Origin of the sequence: Agrobacterium salinitolerans, from assembly GCF_002008225.1 — a bacterium.
Lineage (GTDB): Bacteria > Pseudomonadota > Alphaproteobacteria > Rhizobiales > Rhizobiaceae > Agrobacterium > Agrobacterium salinitolerans.
The window spans coordinates 54,332-75,783 of sequence record NZ_MRDH01000037.1; the positions used below are offsets into that span (position 1 = coordinate 54,332).

General features: G+C 59.9%; 19 protein-coding genes and 1 pseudogene. 8 read left to right on the forward strand and 12 right to left on the reverse strand.

The annotated features are described in order from the left end of the window. Nucleotides 1-114 precede the first annotated feature (114 nt). The 9 genes and pseudogenes from BS627_RS20600 to BS627_RS20640 all read right to left on the reverse strand — a co-directional run. A complete protein-coding gene (locus BS627_RS20600; RefSeq protein WP_165691355.1) occupies nt 115-1,689 on the reverse strand; it encodes an FGGY-family carbohydrate kinase in 1,575 nt (524 codons plus the stop codon). Between the two features lie 60 nt (nt 1,690-1,749). Next, nucleotides 1,750-2,469 (reverse strand): HAD family hydrolase, encoded by a 720-nt coding sequence (locus tag BS627_RS20605; protein ID WP_077985301.1) that lies wholly within the window; start codon nt 2,467-2,469, stop codon nt 1,750-1,752. A gap of 7 nt (nt 2,470-2,476) precedes the next feature. Then, complete coding sequence (locus BS627_RS20610) at nt 2,477-3,961, reverse strand: mannitol dehydrogenase family protein (protein ID WP_077985036.1); 1,485 nt, start codon at nt 3,959-3,961, stop codon at nt 2,477-2,479. Nucleotides 3,962-4,086: 125 nt separating this feature from the next. After that, entirely contained in the window at nt 4,087-5,085 is a 999-nt protein-coding gene (locus tag BS627_RS20615) for an ABC transporter ATP-binding protein (RefSeq protein WP_077985037.1), read from the reverse strand. 12 nt (nt 5,086-5,097) lie between these two features. Further along, on the reverse strand, nt 5,098-5,922 hold the full coding sequence (locus tag BS627_RS20620; RefSeq protein ID WP_003525171.1) for a carbohydrate ABC transporter permease: 825 nt from the start codon (nt 5,920-5,922) through the stop codon (nt 5,098-5,100). A gap of 12 nt (nt 5,923-5,934) precedes the next feature. Further along, nucleotides 5,935-6,807 (reverse strand): carbohydrate ABC transporter permease, encoded by an 873-nt coding sequence (locus BS627_RS20625; protein WP_077985038.1) that lies wholly within the window; start codon nt 6,805-6,807, stop codon nt 5,935-5,937. A gap of 173 nt (nt 6,808-6,980) precedes the next feature. Continuing rightward, a complete protein-coding gene (locus tag BS627_RS20630; protein ID WP_077985039.1) occupies nt 6,981-8,294 on the reverse strand; it encodes an ABC transporter substrate-binding protein in 1,314 nt (437 codons plus the stop codon). 144 nt (nt 8,295-8,438) lie between these two features. Further along, entirely contained in the window at nt 8,439-9,392 is a 954-nt protein-coding gene (locus BS627_RS20635) for a sugar-binding transcriptional regulator (protein ID WP_077985040.1), read from the reverse strand. 124 nt (nt 9,393-9,516) lie between these two features. Beyond that, a pseudogene (locus tag BS627_RS20640) lies at nt 9,517-9,941 on the reverse strand (transposase); the annotation flags it as partial. A 258-nt stretch (nt 9,942-10,199) separates the two neighbouring features. Here BS627_RS20640 and BS627_RS20645 point away from each other — a divergent pair. The 6 genes from BS627_RS20645 (at nt 10,200) to BS627_RS20670 (ending at nt 16,229) form a co-directional block, all read left to right on the forward strand. After that, on the forward strand, nt 10,200-11,039 hold the full coding sequence (locus tag BS627_RS20645; protein WP_077985041.1) for a transporter substrate-binding domain-containing protein: 840 nt from the start codon (nt 10,200-10,202) through the stop codon (nt 11,037-11,039). Between the two features lie 168 nt (nt 11,040-11,207). Then, nucleotides 11,208-11,951 (forward strand): amino acid ABC transporter permease, encoded by a 744-nt coding sequence (locus tag BS627_RS20650; protein WP_089153276.1) that lies wholly within the window; start codon nt 11,208-11,210, stop codon nt 11,949-11,951. Continuing rightward, on the forward strand, nt 11,948-12,730 hold the full coding sequence (locus tag BS627_RS20655; RefSeq protein WP_077985042.1) for an amino acid ABC transporter permease: 783 nt from the start codon (nt 11,948-11,950) through the stop codon (nt 12,728-12,730). The genes BS627_RS20650 and BS627_RS20655 overlap by 4 nt, the downstream gene beginning before the upstream one ends. Nucleotides 12,731-12,742: 12 nt before the next feature. Then, nucleotides 12,743-13,543, forward strand: a complete 801-nt coding sequence (locus tag BS627_RS20660) for an amino acid ABC transporter ATP-binding protein (RefSeq protein WP_077985043.1) — start codon at nt 12,743-12,745, stop codon at nt 13,541-13,543. Between the two features lie 4 nt (nt 13,544-13,547). Continuing rightward, nucleotides 13,548-14,894 (forward strand): MmgE/PrpD family protein, encoded by a 1,347-nt coding sequence (locus tag BS627_RS20665; protein ID WP_077985303.1) that lies wholly within the window; start codon nt 13,548-13,550, stop codon nt 14,892-14,894. 18 nt (nt 14,895-14,912) lie between these two features. Continuing rightward, nucleotides 14,913-16,229: an LLM class flavin-dependent oxidoreductase gene (locus BS627_RS20670; RefSeq protein WP_165691339.1), complete on the forward strand. Its 1,317-nt coding sequence runs from the start codon at nt 14,913-14,915 to the stop codon at nt 16,227-16,229. 82 nt (nt 16,230-16,311) lie between these two features. Here BS627_RS20670 and BS627_RS20675 read toward each other — a convergent pair whose 3' ends face one another. Next, nucleotides 16,312-18,048 carry a methyl-accepting chemotaxis protein gene (locus tag BS627_RS20675; RefSeq protein WP_077985044.1) on the reverse strand — a complete coding sequence of 579 codons (1,737 nt, stop codon included), beginning with the start codon at nt 18,046-18,048 and terminating at the stop codon, nt 16,312-16,314. 317 nt (nt 18,049-18,365) lie between these two features. Between BS627_RS20675 and BS627_RS20680 the strand changes: the two genes are divergently transcribed. Continuing rightward, nucleotides 18,366-19,619 (forward strand): NAD(P)/FAD-dependent oxidoreductase, encoded by a 1,254-nt coding sequence (locus BS627_RS20680; RefSeq protein ID WP_077985045.1) that lies wholly within the window; start codon nt 18,366-18,368, stop codon nt 19,617-19,619. 16 nt (nt 19,620-19,635) lie between these two features. On the opposite strand, the gene BS627_RS20685 is transcribed toward BS627_RS20680, so the two are convergent. Then, a complete protein-coding gene (locus tag BS627_RS20685) occupies nt 19,636-20,169 on the reverse strand; it encodes a hypothetical protein (protein WP_165691340.1) in 534 nt (177 codons plus the stop codon). A 70-nt stretch (nt 20,170-20,239) separates the two neighbouring features. After that, nucleotides 20,240-20,464: an aa3-type cytochrome c oxidase subunit IV gene (locus BS627_RS20690; protein ID WP_003524572.1), complete on the reverse strand. Its 225-nt coding sequence runs from the start codon at nt 20,462-20,464 to the stop codon at nt 20,240-20,242. A 418-nt stretch (nt 20,465-20,882) separates the two neighbouring features. On the opposite strand from BS627_RS20690, the gene BS627_RS20695 reads away from it, so the two are divergent. Further along, nucleotides 20,883-21,452, forward strand: a complete 570-nt coding sequence (locus BS627_RS20695; protein ID WP_245307231.1) for a TRAP transporter small permease subunit — start codon at nt 20,883-20,885, stop codon at nt 21,450-21,452.

Here is a 21,452-nt window from a genome sequence, read left to right on the forward strand (position 1 = left end):
GAGTGCGTTCCATCGCTGGCGTCCCCTCTCATCTGACCCTTCGGGCCACCTTCTTCCTGGCGGGGAGAAGAAACGCGCGGCACCCGTCAACGCCTGTCATTTGCCTTCAGAAAATCAAAGGCTTTCCAGTTCCTGACGATGCCGGTACATGGCGAGAAAACGACGATAATCCCGCTCATAACGGGGGCCACGCGCCGGATTACCTGATATTTCAGCATTGCCCGGATACATGGCGGCCCCTGCCGCCGCAAGGCTTGCATGCACCCCGCCAGCCGTCGCCGCCGTCATCGCCGTGCCGAGAAGTACCGCATCGGCGGTGGCGGGAACCACGATACGCTTGCCCGTCACATCGGCATAAAGCTCCATCAGCAGCGGGTTCTTCACATGCCCGCCGGTAACGTGCAGGCTTTCCACCGCATAACCGAAACGCTCCATGGCGTCGAGCACATGGCGGGCGCCGAGCGCGATGGCGACGGCCGTGCGCCAGTAGAGGCGGCAGAGACTGTCGAAAGAGGTATCCAAAGTCAGTCCGCTGATGACGCCAACGGCATGGGGATCGGCAAGCGGCGAGCGGTTGCCGTGGAAATCCGGCAGGACGTGCAGCCGCTCGGCGAAAGCCTCGCCCTCAAGCGCGCGCAATTCCGTTACCCGCGCAACGATGCGGGCATGCAGCGCCGTATCCGGCTCACCGCCTGCCGCATGCATGCGCACGATATGGTCGAGCAGCGCGCCGGTGGCCGATTGCCCGCCCTCCACCAGCCAGTGCCCGGGCAGGATCGCCTGCCAATAGGGCCCCCAGAGGCTGTGGCCGGGCATCTGCCGCTCCGACATAGCCACAAGGCAGCTCGATGTACCGGCGATCAGCGCCACATGCCGTCCCACATCCGCAGACAGGCAGCCGCCTAGCGCACCAAGCGCGCCGGCATAGGCGTCGATCATGCCCGCCGCCACCTGGCAGCCGGTATCGAGACCCAGTTCGGCGGCAGCTTCGGGCGAAAGCGGGCCAATGCTATCACCCGGCATTACCGTGGTCTCCGGCAGCCCTGCCCGCTCTCTCAAATCGGCAAGGCCCGCCAGTTCAAGATAATCCGCCTGCCAGCCGGGATTTTCCTGCGCCAGGAAATTCCACTTCGCCGTCTGCGTGCAATTTGAGCGCTGCGCTGAACCGGTCGCCTTCCAGGTCAGAAAATCCGCCAGATCGAAAGCGAAGCACATGCGCGACCAGCTTGCCGCCATATGCGTCTTCAGCCACATCAGCTTCGGCATCTGCATTTCCGGCGAGACGCTGTTGCCGGCGAAATCCAGCACCCGGTGGCCGGATGCTGTCAGCCGGTCGGCTTCGCCAATCGCCCGGTGATCGAGCCAGACGATAGTGTCGAAGCAGTCTTCGCCGGTAGTGGAAACCGAGACCGGCGCGCCCCGCCCATCGCGGATGACCAGCGAGCAGGTGGCGTCAAAACCGATTGCGGCAATGCTTTGCGATGAAACCCCGGCCTCGGCAAGCGCCGCCCTCACCACGATGCAGACCGCTTTCCATATGTCGGTGGAATCGTGCTCGGCGTGGTTTTCCTGCGGCCTCTGCATCAGGATCGGATGGGTGGATCGGGCAAGCAGCCGGCCCGCCGGATCAAAAATGCCGGCTCGGGCGCTGGCGGTGCCGACATCGACAGCGACGAGATTTTGACGCATCAAGACTGCAGTTCCATCCCTTGCGCAACGACCCGGCGACGGCGGCAGGCAAAATCTGCTTCAACCCGCATCACGTTCCATTTGGCCGCCAAAACCGCCCTTCCCCACATAGCTTGCGACAAGTTGAACCAAATCCGGCATCGCGTCAAACACCACATTCGCCCCAAGCCCGGCGATCTTTTCACGGAATGCGGGAAAGCGCGCATGCGAACCGCCGGTAAAGGCAAAAACGCCCATGCCCGCCGCCTTTGCGGCGGCAATGCCGGCCGGGCTGTCCTCAATCACGATGCAGTGACGCGGCTCTACCCCCATTTCACGCGCCGCATGCAGGAAGAGGTCGGGCGCCGGCTTGCCGTTCTTCACCATCGTGGCGCTGAAGACATGGGGTTCGAATTTGTCGATCAGCCCGGTCAGCCCCAGCGAATAACGGATGCGCTCCGGCTGGCTTGAGGAGGCCACACAACGCCGCAGCGGCAGGAGCCTGTCCAGCGTCTCGCCAATGCCGCCAATCGGCCGAAGCTCGGTGCGGAAACGCTCGAATAGCGTCGCCCGCATATGGTCGAGAAAATCGATGTCCGTCTCGACACCGTAATCCTCAAACAGCGTCGCCGTCATGCTGGCGACGCTACGGCCGAGAAAGCGCTCATAGGCCTCTTCCTCCCCCATCGCCACGCCGAGATGGGAGAGCATGTCGAGAAGGACCGAAATGGAGACCGGCTCGCTGTCGACGAGAACGCCGTCGCAGTCGAAAATCAAAAGGGGCCCGGTCTCGTCTTCCATTTCGCGGTCACTCTTCAGCCAGCTTGTCATCCAGATAAAGCTTCAAGGTCTTCACCGTGCCGTCTTGCCACAGCGTCTTCAGTGCATGGGCAAAGCGTTTACGGAAAAGCTCCGATTCGGCAACCTCACCGAAAATATCGTCGAACACGAGAAAGGCCATCGGATCGTCCTTGGCCTTGATCGCCGCCGCATGAAGGCGCTCGGCGCTGGCATCGTTGAAGGCGATTTCCTTGCCGCTGTCGGAGGTGCCCTGGAAATAACGGCACCACAGCGCCGAAACCAGCGAAAGGCCGACAATATCCTCGCCGCGCGCCAGCCGGTCGGCGGTGGATGGCAGAATGAATTTCGGCTGGCGGTTGGAGCCGTCCTGCGCCAGACGCGGAATGGTGTCGCCGATCTTCGGGTTGAGGAAACGGCGCTCGATCAGCGCGAAATAATCGGCGAGATTCGTATCGGGAACCGGTGGAATGACCGGAATGATCTCTTCATTTTCAAGCTTTGCCAGAAATGCCCGGACTAGCGGATGTTCCATCGCCTCATGCACGAAATGAATGTCGAGCAGCGCCGCCGGATAGGCGATTGCCGCGTGGCCGCCATTGAGGATGCGGATTTTCATATGCTCATAGGGCGCGACATCTTTGACGAACTGCACGCCGGCCTTTTCCAGCGCCGGGCGACCGGCGGGGAAATTGTCTTCCATCACCCATTGCTTGAACTCCTCGCAGAAGACAGGCCAATTGTCCTCGATGCCGAAATCGTCGCGGGCGATATTGCGTTCGCGCTCCCCGGTGGCTGGTGTGATGCGGTCGACCATGGAATTGGGGAAAGCGACGTTTTCGCCGATCCAGTTGGCAAAGGCCGGGTCGGAGAGCGCTGCCAGCCCGACCACCGCATTTTTGGTGACCTTACCATTATGCGGAATGTTGTCGCAGGACATGACGGTGAAGGGTTGCAGCCCCTTGTCCCGCCGCGCCTTCAACCCGGCGACGATGAGGCCGAACACGGTTTTCGGTGAAGATGGGTGCCGGCCATCCTCGGCAATGGCCGGGTGCTGCGGATTGAAGGAACCGGAAGCATCGATGAAATAACCACCCTCGGTAATCGTCATCGAGACAATACGGATTTTCGGGTCGGCGAGCGTGTCGATGATGGCCTTCGTGTCGCCGACCGTCAGAATGTCGATCATCGGTCCGGTGACGCGCGCGCCGGTGCGGTTATTGTCCTGCTCCACCACCGTGGTCAGAAAATCCTGCGCGGCGAGTTTCTCGCGCATCACCGCATCAGATGGCAGAACCCCCGCGCCGATGATGGCGAAGTCGTGATCCGCACCCGTGTTGAACAGGTCATCCAGATAAACTGCCTGATGGGCGCGATGGAAATTGCCAACGCCGAAATGCACGATGCCGGCGGAAAGATCGGCCCGGGAATAGGCCGGAACCGCCGCCGTCTTTCTGGCTTCGTCAAGCGTTGCGAGGGAGAGTTTGCATGTCATGTCACGATCCTCGAAGGGGAAACGTTGGTCTTGCCGATCGCCCTCTTGCCGGACAATCGGCCTGTCGGAACACCGCCAGCTGCAAGAGGCAGTCAGGCGGCAAAGCTTTTTAGGGTCGCTTTCCCCTAGATCGCCTTGCCCTTGTCATCGAACCTGTGAATCTTGGTCTCATCGGGGGTAATGAAGACGGTATCGCCGTGTTTGCATTCGAACTCGCCATCGGTTCTGGCGGTAATCGGGCCGATGCCTTGGACGTCGAGATGCAGGAAGGTATCGGAGCCGAGATGTTCGGCGACGGTTACCTTGCCCTGCCACAGACCGGCCTCTTTCGACAGCGCCAGATGCTCCGGCCGCACCCCGGCGGTGGTGGCATTCTTGCTGCGGGCATAGTCGCCGGTAATGAGGTTCATGCGCGGCGAGCCGATGAAGCCGGCGACGAAGAGGTTGGCGGGCGAGCGGTAGAGTTCCATCGGCGAGCCGACCTGTTCGATATTGCCGCGGTTGAGGACAACGATCTTGTCGGCCATGGTCATGGCTTCCACCTGGTCGTGGGTGACGTAGATCATCGTCGTCTTCAGCGTGTTGTGCAGCTCGGAGATTTCCAGCCGCATGGTGCCGCGCAGCGCCGCATCGAGGTTGGAGAGCGGTTCGTCAAACAGGAACGCCTTCGGTTCGCGCACGATGGCGCGCCCGATGGCGACGCGCTGGCGCTGGCCGCCGGACAGTTGCGAGGGCCGGCGCTCGAGATAATCGGTGAGGTTGAGAATGCGGGCGGCATCCTCGACCTTCTTGTCGATGACGGCCTTGTCGAGCTTGGCCATCTTCAGCGGGAAGGCGATGTTGTTGCGCACACTCATATGCGGATAAAGCGCATAGGACTGGAACACCATGGCAAGGCCGCGCTCGGCCGGCGCCTTTTCGGTGGCGTCCTTGCCGTCGATGACGATCTTGCCGCCGGAGACGTCCTCCAGCCCGGCGATGAGGCGCAAAAGCGTGGATTTGCCGCAGCCCGAGGGACCGACGAAGACGACGAATTCGCCGTCGTGGATATCGAGATCGATCGACGGGATGACTTTCGCCTCACCGAAGAGCTTGGACACGGTCTGAAGGGAAATGCTGCCCATGTTTGTCGTTCCTTATTTCACGGCGCCGAAGGTCAGGCCACGCACGAGTTGTTTCTGCGAGAACCAGCCGATGACGAGAATGGGGGCGATCGCCATCATCGAGGCGGCCGAGAGTTTTGCCCAGAACAGCCCCTGCGGCGAAGAGAAGGAGGCGATGAAGGCCGTCAGCGGCGCCGCATTTGTGGTCGTCAGCCGGATCGTCCAGAAGGATTCGTTCCAGGCAAGGATGACGTTTAGGAGCAGCGTCGAGGCAATGCCCGGCACCGCCATTGGCGTCAGCACATGCACGATCTCGTTCCAGAGCGAAGCGCCATCCATGCGCGCTGCTTCCAGGATCTCGCCGGGGATTTCCCGGAAATAAGTGTAGAGCATCCAGATGACGATCGGCAGGTTGATGAAGGTGAGCATGATGGTCAGCCCGATGCGGGTATCGAGCAGGCCGGCATTGCGGAAGATCAGGTAGATCGGCACCAAGACGGCGACCGCCGGCATCATCTTGGTGGAAAGCATCCACATCAGGATGTCCTTGGTGCGTTTGGTCGGCGAGAACGCCATGGCCCAGGCGGCGGGAATGGCGATGATGAGCGCGATGATCGTTGAGCCGAGCGACAGCACCACCGAGTTCATGAACGGCTTGAAGTAATCGCGCTGGGTTTGCACCGTCACGTAATTCTCAAGCGTGCCCGAGGGAATGAGGCTGAAGCCTGCGATCGCCTCCGGCTCTGTCTTGATGGATGTGAGGAAGGCATAGAGGATCGGGAAGAACAGCAAAAGCGCCACGGCCCATGCCGCGATGGAAAAGCCGATCTTTGCGCGAGTGGTTGTCTTGCGGGCCATGATGTTTCCCCTTTACCGGTCGAGGTTCTTGCCGACGGCGCGCATCAGGAAGATGGCGACGATATTGGCGAGGATGACGGCGATGATGCCGCCGGCCGAAGCGCCGCCGACGTCGTAGCCCAGAAGCGCCGTGCGATAGATCAGGAAGGCAAGGTTGGTGGAGGCGTAACCCGGGCCGCCATTGGTGGTGACGAGGATTTCCGCGTAAACGCCGAGCAGGAAGATCGTCTGGATCAGGATGACGACGGTGATGGCGCGCGACAGGTGCGGTAGGGTCAGATAGATGAAACGGTTGACGAAATTGGCGCCATCCATCTCGGCCGCTTCCTTCTGCTCGCCATCAAGCGACTGCAGGGCGGTCAAGAGAATGAGCGTCGCGAACGGCAGCCATTGCCAGGCGACGATGATGACGATGGAAAGCAGCGGAAACTGCGCGAACCAGTCCACCGGCTGGAAACCGAGGAAGCGGGCAAGGTCGGCCAGCACGCCGTAGCCGGGATGCATGATCATGTTCTTCCACACCAATGCTGCCACCGGCGGCATGACAAAGAAGGGCGAAATGATCATGATGCGCACGATGCCCTGACCGAAAATGTCATTGTCGAGCAGAAGCGCAATGGCGATGCCGCCAACCACCGTGATCAAAAGCACCCCGCCGACGATCAGCAGCGTGTTCCAGATCGACTGGAAGAAGGCCGGGTCGGTATAGAAATACTGGTAATTGAAAAGACCGGCGAAGCTGACATTGGCCGGGTTGAGGAGATTGTAGTTCTGGAACGAAAACCACAGGGTCATCGCCAAAGGCACGATCATCCACACCAGCAACAACAGCACCGACGGCGCAAGCATTACCCGCGCTAATCCGCTCGTGTTTCGGGTTGCCATTGCACTCACCTCCCCTTGGGCCTGGGCGTCACGACATGCGCCCGGCATATCCGGAAGAACCGGCTCATTCTTGTTTTGATGTGAAAGGCTTAAATGCCGCCGTACGGACCGCGGCTTCCGATCCCCAAGGTTCGCTGCCCGGCGTTGACGCCGGACAGCGATCTTCAGGAGGATTACTTGATGTAGCCGGCGCGGGTCATTTCACGCGTCGCAGTCGACTGGGCGCCCGCAAGCGCATCATCGACGCTGGACTGGCCGGCAACAACCGCCGAGAACAGCTGGCCGACCGTGGTGCCAAGCGCCTGGAATTCAGGGATCGCCACGAACTGGCCGCCGGTATAAGGCACGGGCTTTACAGTCGGCTTGGTAATGTCGGCGGCGTCCATCGCGGCAAGCGTCGGCTTGGCGAAGGCGGCGGCCTTTTCATACTCGGCGTTCTTGTAAAGCGAGGTGCGGGTACCCGGAGGCACGTTTGCCCAGCCTTCCTTCGAAGCGACAAGCTCGGTGTATTCCTTGCTCGTCGCCCAGGAAATGAACTTCTCGGCCGCTTCCGCCTTCTGCGAGCTCTTCGGGATCGCGAGGTTCCACGACCACAGCCAGTTGCCGTGGTTCTTCAGTTCGCCATGCGTCGGGAACAACGCATAACCGACCTTGTCGGCAACGGTCGAATCCTTCGGGTTGGACACGAAGGAGGCAGCCACCGTGGCGTCGATCCACATGCCGCATTTGCCCTGCTGGAACAGCGTCAGGTTTTCGTTGAAGCCGTTGGAGGAAGCACCCGAAGGACCGGCATCCTTCATCAGGTCGACGTAGAACTGCAGGGAACTCTTCCATTCCGGCTGGTCGAACTGCGGTTTCCAGTTTTCATCGAACCAGCGGCCGCCGAAGGAGTTGTTGAGCGCGCTGATGAAGGCCATGTTTTCGCCCCAGCCGGCCTTGCCGCGCAGGCAGATGCCGTTGATATCGGCCTTGCGGTCGGTGATCTTGCGGGCGGCGTCGCCGATGAATTCCCAGGTCGGGTTTTCAGGCATCTTGAGGCCTGCTTTTTCGAACAGGTCCTTGCGATACATGATCATGGCGGATTCGCCATAGAAGGGCGCGGCGTAAAGTTTGCCGTCCATGGAAAGACCGCCCCGGATCGCCGGCAGCAGATCGTCGACGTCATATTTGTCGCCGAGCTTTTCAAGCGGCAGCAGCCAGCCCTGCTTGGCCCAGATCGGCACTTCGTAGTTACCGATAGTCATGATGTCATATTGACCGCCGTTTGTGGCGATATCGGTCGTCACACGCTCGCGCAGGACGTTTTCTTCAAGCGTCACCCATTCGACCTTAATGTCAGGGTTCTTGGTGGTGAAGTCCGAGGTCAGACCCTGCATGCGGATCATGTCGCCGTTGTTCACGGTCGCGATGGTCAGCGTCTCGGCGGAAGCAAGGGTCGAAAAGGCGAGTGCCGAGCATGCGCCCAGCAAAATGGTCTTCAATGTCATATCTTCCTCCCAGAAGAAAAATGATGAGCATTCGCTTTGCTCTAGGGCATTTACTCACTTCATAAGCAAAAATGTCAAGCGACATCCTATGCTGCGACGCACAGGGAAAAACCAAGCCATTGATTTTATGCGTTTAATTTTTGCTCAATGAGTGAGCAAATATTCGCTGGTAGTCTCATCGGTGATGAGGCCGTTCAGCAGACCGCCCCTCAGCGCCGCCAGAATCGAAGCGTTCTTGCGTGCGCCCTGCGCCATGCCGATGACGGTGCAGGTCTCTCTTGAAGGGATGGGAACAGAGGCGACGCGCTCGTTGACGGCGTGCTCGAGAATGCGGCCATTGGCATCATACATCCAGCCGCAAATCTCTCCGATCGCCCCGCTCGCCATCAGCGCCTTCATCTCATCCACGCCGAGGAAACCATCGACGCAGAGCGGTGCGTTCTCGCCGAGTTCACCGACACCGACGAAGGTGACATTGGCCGCGGACCCCAGCGCCAGCGTGGAGCGCACCATGGACTGGTCATGCAGCAATTCGCGCTCTTCCGCAGAAGAACATAGAACCGGCAGCGGCATTGGGAAATGCCGCGCCTTGATGGCATCGGCCATGCTGAAGATGACGTTATAATATGCGGCCGAGCCATCCGGCCCGATATTACCCGTCAGCGACACGATACGGTGCTGCGGGCATTCCATCGGCGGCAGTTGGTCGACAGCGGCCTTCAAGGTACGGCCGGTGCCGATGGCGAGCACGATGGGATCGGCATTTTTCAGCCAGCGCTCGATTTCCGCCGCCCCGGCCTCGGCAATGCCGACAGTGGAGGAGACCCCGGCCGGATCGCTTGGCACCACCTCAATATATTTGAGGTCGAATTTCTCCTTCAGCCGTTCGGCTTTTTCGAGACAGGCGGCGATGGGGTGATCGAGCCGGACCTTGATCAACCGCTCGGCGACCGCAAGCGACACCAGCCGCTGCGCCGATTGCCGGGAAATGCCCATGGCAGCGGCGATCTCATCCTGCGTGCGGCCGGCGACATAATAAAGCCAGCCGGCGCGGGCCGCATCGTCCAGCCGTCCATGTGCGTCGTTTCGTCTGGCCATGCCGCCGCCCTTTGAGAATTATTCTTGCGCATTTGCTGGCATTTTTTTGCATCGGCTGTCAAACGTAGGATGAGGAAGAGAGCGGCAGTTAGCTGAAAATGATTGGCACGCCGGTACGGCGCGTTTCCTCTCCCCGGCGGGGCGCGCTGCAATATCCAGCGGCGGCATCGAGGTCGCCGTTGCGGCCTCTGGGCGGCTGCGCCGCCGTCGTCTCGATGATCGCCGCATCCAGCACCGCGCCGCGCCGCAGGATCGGGCCGGCAGCGTCAAGCTGCCGGTCGAATTCACCAAACAGCTTCTCCAGAAGACCTTCGACGATCGGCAGGCTGCGGAAACGGCAAGGCCTGGAATGCTCGGGAACGACCTCTTGCAGTGCAAGTCCGATGAAATGCTTGAACGACAGCCGGTCGCCCAACGCCTCCTCAAGTTCCATCTCGGGAAACCCATAAAGCGACCGCAAAGCGGCGCCTTGAACTTCACCAGCGGCTCATAGGCCCGACGCCCGGCGCTTTTCTCATCACGAAGACGCGATAGAAGCTTCTCGAACTGCCGCGGCGAAGGCGAAAGCTGCAATCGCTCGCTTCCAAGGGCGATACGGTCCGTATGCTGCGCCGGATTTACTGTCCCGCCCCTCTGGGGAGGCGAACGAAGAACAGGGTTCTACAATTCCAAACTATTAGGATATTTTTTCCCTCTAAAAGATTTATTGGAACCGGATTTTATTCATACTATTTTTCACGCAATGCCAATTCTCGCTCTCGGCGGGCGCCTCCTGTAGTTTCCCACGACAATCAAAAGGAAATGCCCATGGCCCTCTCTTTCTCCAGATTTACCGCAAAATTGATCGCCGGAGCCGTCGTCATCGCTTCGATGGCCACAGCAGCCCATGCGGATGCGACGCTCGACCGGATCAAGGGTCGCGGCAAGCTCACCGTCGGCGTCATCCTCTCCGGCGCGCCCTTCGGCTTCATCGACCCGAAGACACAGGAGCAGAAGGGTCTCAACATCGACCTCGCCAAGGCTCTGGCCGCCGGCCTCGGTGTCGAACTGGTCACCGAAACCGTGACCCCGCCCAACCGCGTTCAGTTCCTGCAGCAGGGCAAGGTCGATATTCTGATCGCCAACATGCAATACACGGAAGAACGCGCCAAAACGCTGGGCTACGTGCCTACCCCCTATGATCGCCAGGGCGGCGCCGCCATCGGCCGCAAGGACAGTGGCATCAAGGACTGGCCGGACCTGAAGGGTAAAATCGCCTGCGTTTCACAAGGCTCGAACTACACCCAGCCGCTGATCGAACAATATGACGCGCAGGTAAAGGCGCTGCCGAGCCAGCCGGAATCGCTGCTGGCGCTCAAGGGCGGCAATTGCGATGTCTCCGTTCACGTCAACGGCACGCTGAGCCTGATGCTTCAGGACCGCGTCGATGAGTGGAAGGATTACGGCATCCTGATCCCCACCGACCTCATCCCTTCCGATTCCGTGATCTGGCTGCGCAAGGGTGAGGCTGACACACAGGCCGCTCTCGACAAGATCGTCAAGGACCTGCACGCTTCCGGCAAGATGCTCGAATTCGCCAAGGCCAACCGTCTGCCGAGCATCGGTTACATGGAAGAGCAGCAGAAGAAGCTTTCGGCCGCGCAATAAACGGCCAGACGGTCTTGGCTGTCCCGTCGCCTCCAGATGGCGGATGGCGTTTACGCCAACCCTCAAGAACGGCCGGTTTCGCCTGTCGTTCTTTTTCGCTCTACAAAACGGCAGGCCATTCCGGCGCCGCTCGCGAGGCGGCGCCCGCAATAAAAGCATGGATTTCCGATGCAGGATTCACTTACAGCGCGCTTTATAGAACTGGCTGCGCATTTCGGCCTCAACTATGATTTTCTGAACAGCGGGTATGAGGTTCAGATCTGGCTTGACGGCATGAAGATGACGCTCATCCTCGTCTCTGTCACCTTGCCGCTCAGCCTCGTCTTCGGCTTCATTTTCGCGGCCATGCTGACATCGGGCAAGAGCTGGCTTTCCGGTCCCGTGCGCGCCTATGTGGAACTGACACGCAACACGCCGACGCTGGTGCAGCTGATGTGCGGGTTCCTCGTGCTTAACATGCTGATTTCCAATGCGCTGGGCGGCGCGCAGAACAACCCGCTAACACCCTTTTTCTGGGTGGTCGCCATCACCGGCCTGCATATTGCCGCTTTTCATGCGGAAGCGTTGCGCGGTGGTATCGAGGCGGTGCCGGCCACCACCATCGAGGCGGCGCGCGCGATCGGTTTCAGTTCATTCGAGATTTTACGCTATGTGGAGTTTCCGCTGGCGATCCGCACGGCGCTGCCCTCCATCATCAACAACCTCGTCAATCTGGTAAAGCTCACCACGGTCGGCTCGGCCATTGCGGTGGGTGAAATCACCTATGCCTCAATCCTGATCTGGACCCAGCGCGACAATGTGGTCGAGCTGATGCTCGTCATCCTCATCTTTTTCAGCGTCATCAATTTCATCGTCGCAAGGGCCGGTCTCTGGCTGGAGCGGCGTCTTGCTGTTCCGGGGGTTGGTCAATGAGTGCGGTGGTTTCTCCTACACAGGCGGTAAGGAAGCCGCCCTTCGGCACCATTCTGCTGCTCGGCGTGGTGATATCGGTCATCCTGTGGCTGATCCTCGATCCCTCGCTCGGCCAGGTGCTGCTGCAATGGCTGCCCTATCTTGCCAAGGGTTTCGCCATGAACGTGCTGATCAGCGTTCTGGCAATCGCCATCGGCACCTTCGTCGGCGTCCTACTCGGCATCATGGAGCTTGCGCCCTATCGTCTCGTGCGCGCGCCGGCGCTTACCTATGTGCAAATCTTCCGCAACGCGCCGCATCTGGTACTGATCTTTGCCGCGACCTACATCTTCCCCTTCGAGATTGTCGCCTTCGGCAACTACATTCCCTTCCCGGACTGGATCAAGGCCGTCGTCGGTCTCGCCATTCCGGCCAGCGCCCATATCGCCGAAATCACCCGCGGCGCCATCCAGTCCATTCCGACGGCGCAATGGGAAGCGGCGCAGGGCCTCGGTTTTTCGCGCAACCAGACGCTGCGCTGGATCATCCTGCCGCAATGCGTGAAACGTTCGCTGCCGCCATGGATGAACCTCTACGCGTCGATCACCATGGGTACGGCGCTCGCCTCGCTGGTCGGCGTGCATGAACTTCTGCACGCCGCGACGGACGCCAGCACCGCCGTGCAGCGCAACGATTTCACCGTCGTGGTCTATCTCACCGTTCTGATGGCGTTCTTCCTGTTCTGCTATCCCGTCTCCCGTTTCACGCAGCGCCTGGAACGGCGCTTCGCCTCCCGCTGATTGGAACAAGCCATGTCCGCACCTGCACCACAAACCGCCGAAAAAGCTCTGGTTGAACTGGAAGGCATACACCTGTCCTTCGGCGACAATCAGGTCCTGAAGGGCATCGATCTTACGGTCAACAAAGGCGACGCCGTCTCTATCATCGGCCCTTCCGGCTCCGGCAAATCCACCATCCTGCGCTGCATCAACGGCCTGCTCATTCCGCAATCGGGCAAGATCACCGTCGGCGGCACCCGCGTAGACCAGTTGAAGACCGAGGCTGAGCGCGTTGCGCTGCGCAAGCGCATTGGTATCGTTTTCCAGCAGTTCAATCTATTTCCGCATCTGACGGTGATGGAAAATATCACCATTGCACCAATCAAGATTCTCGGCACGCCGAAGGCGGAAGCCGAGCGACATGCCCGCGAATTGCTGGAAAAAGTGCGCCTTTCCCAGAAGGTCGATGCCTATCCCGGCCAGCTTTCCGGCGGCCAGCAGCAGCGCGTGGCCATTGCCCGCGCACTTGCCATGCGGCCGGAACTGGTGTTGTTCGATGAGGTCACTTCCGCGCTCGACCCGGAAACCGTGGGCGAAGTGCTCGCCGTCATCCGCGATCTCGTCAATGACGGTATGACCAGCATTCTCGTCACGCACGAAATGCGTTTTGCCGAAGAAATCAGCGATAATATCGTCTTCACCGAAAACGGCCTGATCGTCGATCAGGGCACGCCGGAGCATATCTTCTACAAGTCGACCAATCCGCGCATCAACGCCTTCGTCAAGGGTCTTGGCGGACAGGTGGCGCGGGTGAATGACGGTGAAGGGATCTGACGCCATGGTCGCCGAGGAAAAACTCACCCTTCGTCTGGCCGAAGCGATTGCCGCATCTGACCCCCTGCGTGACGAAGAGGCTGTTACCATCGCCCGCACGGCGCTGATCGATTTTTTCGCCTGCGTGCTGGGCGGCGCTGCCGACAGAAGCACGAAAATCCTGATCGATACCTTCACGTCCGGCATACAGGGCGCAGCCGGAATCATCGGCCACGATCTTCGCACGGACGCCTTTACGGCCTCCCTTATCAACGGCCATGCCGGCCATGTGCTCGACTATGATGATGTCCATGGCAGCGTGCGCGGCCACCCCACTGTCGCCATCATCCCGGCTTTGCTGGCTATTGCGGTCGAAGAGGGATCAACGGCGGATGCCTTCATCGCCGCCTATATCGTCGGGCTTGAAACCATGGCGCGGATCGGCCTCTCGCTCGGCACCAGGCATTACGAAAACGGCTTCCACGCCACCGCCACGCTCGGCCCCATCGGCGCTGCGGCGGCGATTGCCCATCTCCTGAAATTCGATACGAAGACCACGGCCACAGCACTCGGTCTCGCCGCCACGCAATCGGCCGGGCTTCGTTTGCAATTCGGGTTCGACGCTAAGCCGCTGCATGCAGGGCTTGCCACCCGCGCTGGCCTCACTGCTGGGCGGTTGGCGCGATCGGGCTTTCAGGGCGCGCCGGATTTTCTGGAAAATCCGATCGGCTTTTATTCCGCCTTCGCCTTCGGCGCCGAGCAACCAAAACGCGTTCTCTCCGGCTGGGGCGCACCCTGGCAGATCGTCTCGCCCGGCCTCACCCTCAAAGCTTTTCCCTGCTGCACCGCCAGCCATCCCGTTGCTGTCGGCGCGCTGGCGTTGCGCAACAGCCACGATCTGACGCCGGATGAGATCGAAACGGTCACCATCACCTTCCCGCCGGGCGGCGATGCCGCCCTCGTTGGCTCGGCCACGCCCGCGACGGGCATCGATGCACGCTTCAGCGCCGAATATGTCTTTGCCGCCGCGCTGACGGATGGAGCGCTCGGCATCGGCCATTTCGACGAACGCCCGACCCGCCTTGACCTTCTTGCCCTTTCCGCAAAAGTCTCACGCCGGCATGACGAGACCGCCCGCCGCCTCTCGCCCGATCCGACCACCCGGTTCGTGATCATCGACGTGACGAAGAAGGACGGCTTGGTGCTGTCGCGCCGTGTCGATGGCCTCCCCGGCATCGATGACCCGACCGAAAAATTTGCCGACGCGACCGGCGGCAATGAAAAATTCGCCAGCATCCCGGCACTGGTGCGGAGCATGAAGACCGCAGCCGACCTCCGGAAGCTCGAGGCGCTTCTGACAACTGACATATAACTCGACCGACATGAAGGCATGATCCCCATGACCAATACGACCCGCGACAGACAGATGCATCTCGGCCTTTTCCTGCAAGGCGCCGGGCACCACGTTTCCGGCTGGCGTCACCCCGATGCGGAGGCCGGTAGCGAGAACTTGGATCTGCTCACCCGCGTCACAAAAATGGCGGAAGCCGCAAAATTCGACATGGTATTCCTCGCCGACGGCCTCACCAGCGGCGTCGACGCCCACCCTTCCATGATCGCGCGCTTCGAGCCGCTGACGTTGCTGGCGGCGCTTGCCATGGTGACTGACAAGATCGGTCTGGCCGCCACCGCCTCCACCACCTATGGCGAGCCGTACCACACCGCCCGCGCCTTCGCTTCCATCGATCATCTCAGCCATGGCCGTGCGGCGTGGAACATCGTCACCACCTCTTACGCTCGCACGGCGGCGAATTTTTCCAAGGACCATCCCGAGCATGACGAGCGTTATGCGGTGGCGGAAGAATATGTGAATGTGGTACGCGGCCTTTGGGACAGCTGGGATGATGACGCCTTCATCAAGGACAAGCAGGCGGGCCGCTACGTCGATCCAGAGAAAGTCCATATCCTCAACCACGAAGGCAAATATTTCACGGTCAAGGGGCCGCTCAATATTCCGCGCTCGCCGCAGGGCCACCCGGTTCTCATCCAGGCCGGCTCTTCCGGTCCGGGGCAGGATCTCGCGGCCCGCACCGCCGATATCGTCTTCACCGCCCAGCAGGCGATTTCCGAAGCACAGGCCTTCTATACCGGCCTCAAGGCTCGCGTAGCGAAATTCGGCCGCGATCCGGCCAGCGTCGCCGTCATGCCCGGTTTCATGCCGATTATCGGCAGGAGCTTTGAAGAGGCTGGCGAAAAGCTGAAGGAACTGAACCGTTGGACCGATATCAAGAGCGCCATGCCGCTGCTTGAGGAACGCATCGGCCACAGCCTCACGGATTACGATCTCGACGGCCCGCTGCCGGACCTGCCGATTTCCGACCAACTGCGCAGCCGCGCCGAACTTCTGACTGAACTGGCGCGCCGCGAAAAGCTGACGATCCGGGAGCTGGCGCTGCGCGTCGCCGCCGGTCGCGGCCACCATATCGTCATGGGCACGGCCAAGGATGTCGCCGACCGCATGCAGGAATGGTTCGAAAACGGTGCGGCCGATGGCTTTAACGTCATGCCGCCCTTCTTCCCCGGCGGGTTGGAGGAATTCAACCGCGAGGTCGTTCCACTCCTGCAGGAGCGCGGCCTGTTCCGCAAGGACTACGAAGGCTCGACGCTGCGCGACCATCTCGGTATCGCAAGGCCGGCGCTGCGGTAAAAAGCCATGCGGATGCCCGTTCAAAGGCATCCGCATCCACCGGATCTCATTCTCAAGCTGAAGCGGGCCTGAGCCTGCTCCTTTACGCGGCCGCCCGTGCCGATGGCTTGTCGCGCCGGGTGGTATTGGCGGTATCCGAGCGGGTGGACGATCCGTCCTCGCGTTGGACTGTGCGGCGGTTCAGCTTGAAGAGGCTGACGAGCTGTGCCAGCGCATCCGCTCCCTGCGCCAACGTGGTGCTGATCACCGTGGTGCGGGCGCTCATCGCCGCGTTTTCCTGCGTCATCCGGTCCAGCCGGTTGACTGCCTTGTTGATCTCGCTGATGCCGGCAGCCTGCTCGTCAGCCGCCTTGGCGATCATGTCGACATTGCCGTCAATGTGCCTGACCAGCGCGTCGATCTGCTTTAGCGCTTCGCCGGTTTCGCCCACCAGCCTGACGCCTTCCAGAACCTCGGTCCCGGAATTGTTGATCAACGCCTTGATTTCCTTGGCGGCATTGGCGGAACGCTGCGCCAGCTCGCGCACTTCCTGCGCCACGACGGCAAAACCTTTACCTGCATCGCCCGCCCGCGCGGCCTCCACACCGGCATTCAGCGCCAGCAGGTTCGTCTGGAAGGCGATTTCGTCGATCACACCGATGATCTGACTGATTTCCCGCGAGGCCGTCTCGATACGCTGCATGGCGTCGACTGTCCGCTCCACGACCTCGGTGGAGGCCACGGTGGATGTCCGCGCGCTCTGAACCAGCTTGCGCGTCTCTTTCATGTTTTCAGTCGACGAACGCACCGTGGCGGTGATTTCTTCGAGTGCTGCCGAGGTCTCCTCAAGCGCCACCGCCTGCTCACGCGAACGTTCGGCGAGATTGACGGAGGCTTCGCTGACCTCCTGGCTGCTGCGGGTCAGGTCTCCGGTCTGGCCGAGAACGTTTTCCAGCGTCTTCTGGAATTCAGCGATCGATTTATTGAAATCGCGGCGCAGTCGTTCGAACTCGCCGACGAAGGGTTTGTCCAGCGTAATGCGGATATTGCATTGAGAAAGCCGCTCGAGCGCAGCACCAAGTTCCTCGACCGCATGCATCCGGTCCGTCACATCGAAAGCGAATTTCACGACCTTAAAGACACGACCCCGATCATCGATGATCGGATTATAGGAGGCCTGAATAAAAACGCGTTTGCCATCCTTGCCAAGGCGCATGAATTGCCCCGTCGAGAAATGTCCCTTTCCGAGTTCTTTCCAGAAATCCCGATAGTCCTGGGACTGGGCATAGGTCGGCTCGCAGAACATCGAATGATGTTTGCCGATGATGTCTTCCGCGGTGTAACCGAGCGTCGCGAGGAAATTTTCGTTGGCGCTGAGGATTTTTCCATCGGGCGTAAATTCGATCATGGCCTGCGCGCGGGAGAGCGCCGCCAGTTTCCCGTTATCCTCAGCGCTCCTGCGCTTGATCGAGGTGATGTCGGTTGCGATCTTGACCACCTTGTAGGGTTTACCGAAACGGAACACCGGGTTGTAGGAAGCCTCGATCCAGATTTCGTCGCCATTCTTGGCGCGACGACGATACTGGCCCTGATCGTATTCGCCACGCGACAGCTTCGCCCAGAAGCTTTTGTATTCTGGCGATGCCGAATCTTCGGGAGACAGGAACATGCTGTGGGCACGCCCAACGATTTCAGACTGCTGATAGCCGACGGTCTTGCAGAAATTATCGTTCGCTCTCAAAATCTTGCCGGTCAGATCGAACTCGATGATGGCCTGCGAGCGGCCAAGCGCATCAAGCACTGCAGAAGCGTCCGGACCAAGTTTAGAAAAGTAAGACATCTTTTTGAACCCTCAAACAGCAACCCATATGCAGACCTCTTTCACCCTCGAAATATAAGATGAAAAGCGGTTGGCCCGACTGTACGCGAAACTAGCCGGATACCGTTAAATAGCGATTAATAATGAACTATAACTATCGGTCTTGAACCTCATTAAACTGCCAATATGCTTCACCGCGAATATATTCCCCTTGTCTGTTTCGGACCGCTTATTTGCCACAGTGCTGATATTTCTGCGCCAGCAACACGATACGGCCTTTCATCGCAGCGGCATTCATTGTTATGCGGGGTTGAAAGATTTGTGTTGCAGGAGCGCCGATGACCAAAACCCTGAAATGCGATGTGCTGGTGATCGGCACCGGCATTATCGGTTCCATGGCGGCCCTTTATCTGCAGAATGCCGGACGCGAAGTGGTGCTTCTTGAGCGCGGCGAGGTTGCCCGGGGCGCGAGTTCCGGCAATGCCGGCATTCTGGCCTTCCCCGAAATCATCCCCATTCCCGCTCCCGGAATCATGAAAAAAGCGCCGCGCTGGCTGTTCGATCCGCTCGGCCCACTTAGCGTGCCGCCGGCCTATGTGGCGAAGATCGCACCCTGGCTGTGGCGCTTCTGGCGGGCGAGCGCCGAGCGCAGCTTTCGCCATGGGCTGAAGTCACTTACCGACCTCAACCGGCTCGCTGCCATGGAAATGGCCCATGTCGCGGCGATGCCTGAACTCTCGCACCTCGTTTCGAAAACCGGAACGCTCGATCTTTACGACAGTGAGGCAAGTCTCAATGCCGCCCGCAGGGACTGGGACGAAAAGGAAAGCGCCGGTTTCACCTTCCAGCGCGTCGGCCGCCCCGAAATCGAGGAACTTCAACCGGGTCTCGCGCCCCAGTTCCGCCATGCCATGTTTTCGCCGGACGGTCTGCAGGTTTCCGACCCTTACGACTTCACCCGTGCCATTTTCGATCTGGTAATCGCCCGCGGCGCCAGCCTGCGCAAGGGCGAGGCCGAACGCATTGATGCTGTCGGCGAAAGTACGATCGTGACGCTGGAAAATGGTGACAAGATCGATGCCGACAGGGTGGTTATCGCCTGCGGCGCCTGGTCGAGAAAACTTGTCGCGACGCTTGGCAGCATCGTGCCGCTGGAAACGGAACGTGGTTACAACACCACCCTTTCCCCCAACGCTTTCAACCTGACGCGCCAGCTTTATTTCAACGACCATGGTTTCGTGGTCACCCCGCTATCGACAGGTATCCGCATTGGCGGCGCGGTCGAACTTGGCGGGCTGGAACTGAAACCGAATTTCCGCCGTGCCGAAGCCATGCTGAAAAAAGCAGGACGTTTCCTGCCCGGCCTCAAACTGGAAGGCGGGAAACAATGGATGGGATTCCGGCCGTCCATGCCGGACTGTCTTCCCGTCATCGGTACGGCGCGCGCCACGCCGTCCGTCATCTATGCCTTCGGACACGGCCATCTCGGGCTGACGCAATCGGCAGCCACAGCCCGTCTGGTGACGCAACTGGCCAGCGGGGAGGATACGGAAATCTCGATCGATCCTTTCCGGCCGGGGCGTTTTTCCTGAGTTCAGGAAGACGGGACTATTTCACCGGCTGCATGGAATCGTCCGGAAACGCCACCTCGGCGAAGGACGGATAGACCTTGCGAAGGATGGTGACCTGCTGCTGGTCGCTTACCCGCAGCAAATACCAGTCTGCACCGTCCATCAACGCCAGCGTATGGGATTTCGCCTCGATCGTCTGGCCGCCAGTTTCCATCACCGTCCTGGTCGGAATGAGGGCATAGGGCGTTCCATCAGGCGTTTGCGCAAGGCTGATCGCCTGCATATCCATGGTGAATTCGGTTATCTTGACCGCCGCAAGCGCCATCTGCATCTGCGCGGTCAAAGCGCCGCGCAATTGCTCCACGGTAATGCCGGCGTCGCGGGCGATGAATTCAAAGATTTTCGGCGGTACAGTCTTGCCGACGACATCAAAATCCTGCGCGCTCAAAGCCGTCTGGAAGCGCTCGATCTGTGTGCGAAGACCCTCCTGCTCTGCAGGTGAGAGATCGCGTGACAAAGCAGGATGCGCAATCGCCGCCAGCAGAAACAGACAATAGAGCAGACGCTTCATGACCTGGCCTTTCCGGTTATCCGGCATCCGCCCGCCCCCCGGAAAGGGAACCGCTCATGAACAGGATTTTTCAGCGCAGCAGAAAGAAACCCGCAGCCGACAGCACCACGAAGACGACCAGGCCGCCAAGGAAGCCGGCAGTGGTGAAGAAACCGGCGACCATGGCCAGCATCAGCACGCACAGCATCATCGTGCCGTACTTCGTCAAGGCCAGAAAACCGTTATAGGTCTTTTCATGCTCGGCGTAGTTCATTTCGGCGCCGACTTCGACAGGACCTGTGTGGTGTTCGCTCATTCCGCTTCCCCTTATGCTCCATCCGCCATGCCCGCCATACGGGAAATCTGCCCGTGGACGATCTCGGGCCCATGCCGGATTCTCCATCGCCAGAGGTAACATGAAGTCGTGGCGAAGTGCAATGCATCGTCACCCACCCGTTCTCTTCCGGCAAGGCTGGAAAAGTAAAATTAATGCGCTGCAAAAAAGGAGCATGATATAGCGCGCAACACAAAATAAGTGCACGATGAATAGTCACAGGCGCCGCCCGTGCGGGATTCCCGGAGGAAGGGCGACCGTTCGGAGTTGCTTTTTGAAATGCTGTTGAATAAGCACCTGCAAACAAGAAAAAAATCGGACTTGCCAGGCAACAGGGCAAATAAAACGCCGATAAAAAAGCTGCGGACCGGACCCTGGCTCTGGTCCTGAGGAGGGGAAAGTGAAGTTCTTATTGGGAATAAGCCGGGCCGTTGACACGGTCACCACGGTTATCGGTCAATCTGTGTCCTGGTTATTGCTAGCGGCGGTGCTGATCAGCGCCACAAACGCCGTGGTGCGCAAGATGTTCGACATATCGTCGAATGCATGGCTCGAAGTGCAATGGTATCTCTATGGCGCTGTTTTCATGCTGGCGGCGGCTTACGCGCTCCTGAAGAACGAGCATGTCAGGATCGACATATTGTCGTCCACATGGTCGAAGCGCACACGTGACATCGTTGACTTCGTCCTCCACATTGTTTTCCTGGTCCCCTTCGCCGGCCTGATGTCCTATCTCGCCTGGCCGTGGTTCTGGAATTCCTTCAACTCCGGAGAAATGTCCTCCAATGCCGGCGGCCTGATCATCTGGCCTGCCAAGCTCGTCGTCCTTCTGGGCTTCTCCCTGCTTCTGGTTCAGGCATTTTCGGAGATCATCAAGCGCTATGCGGTGATTGCCGGATATATTGCCGATCCGCGTGAAACGGTGCTTTCGGAAACCGACACGGAATCCAACGGAACGGCAGGGAGCTGA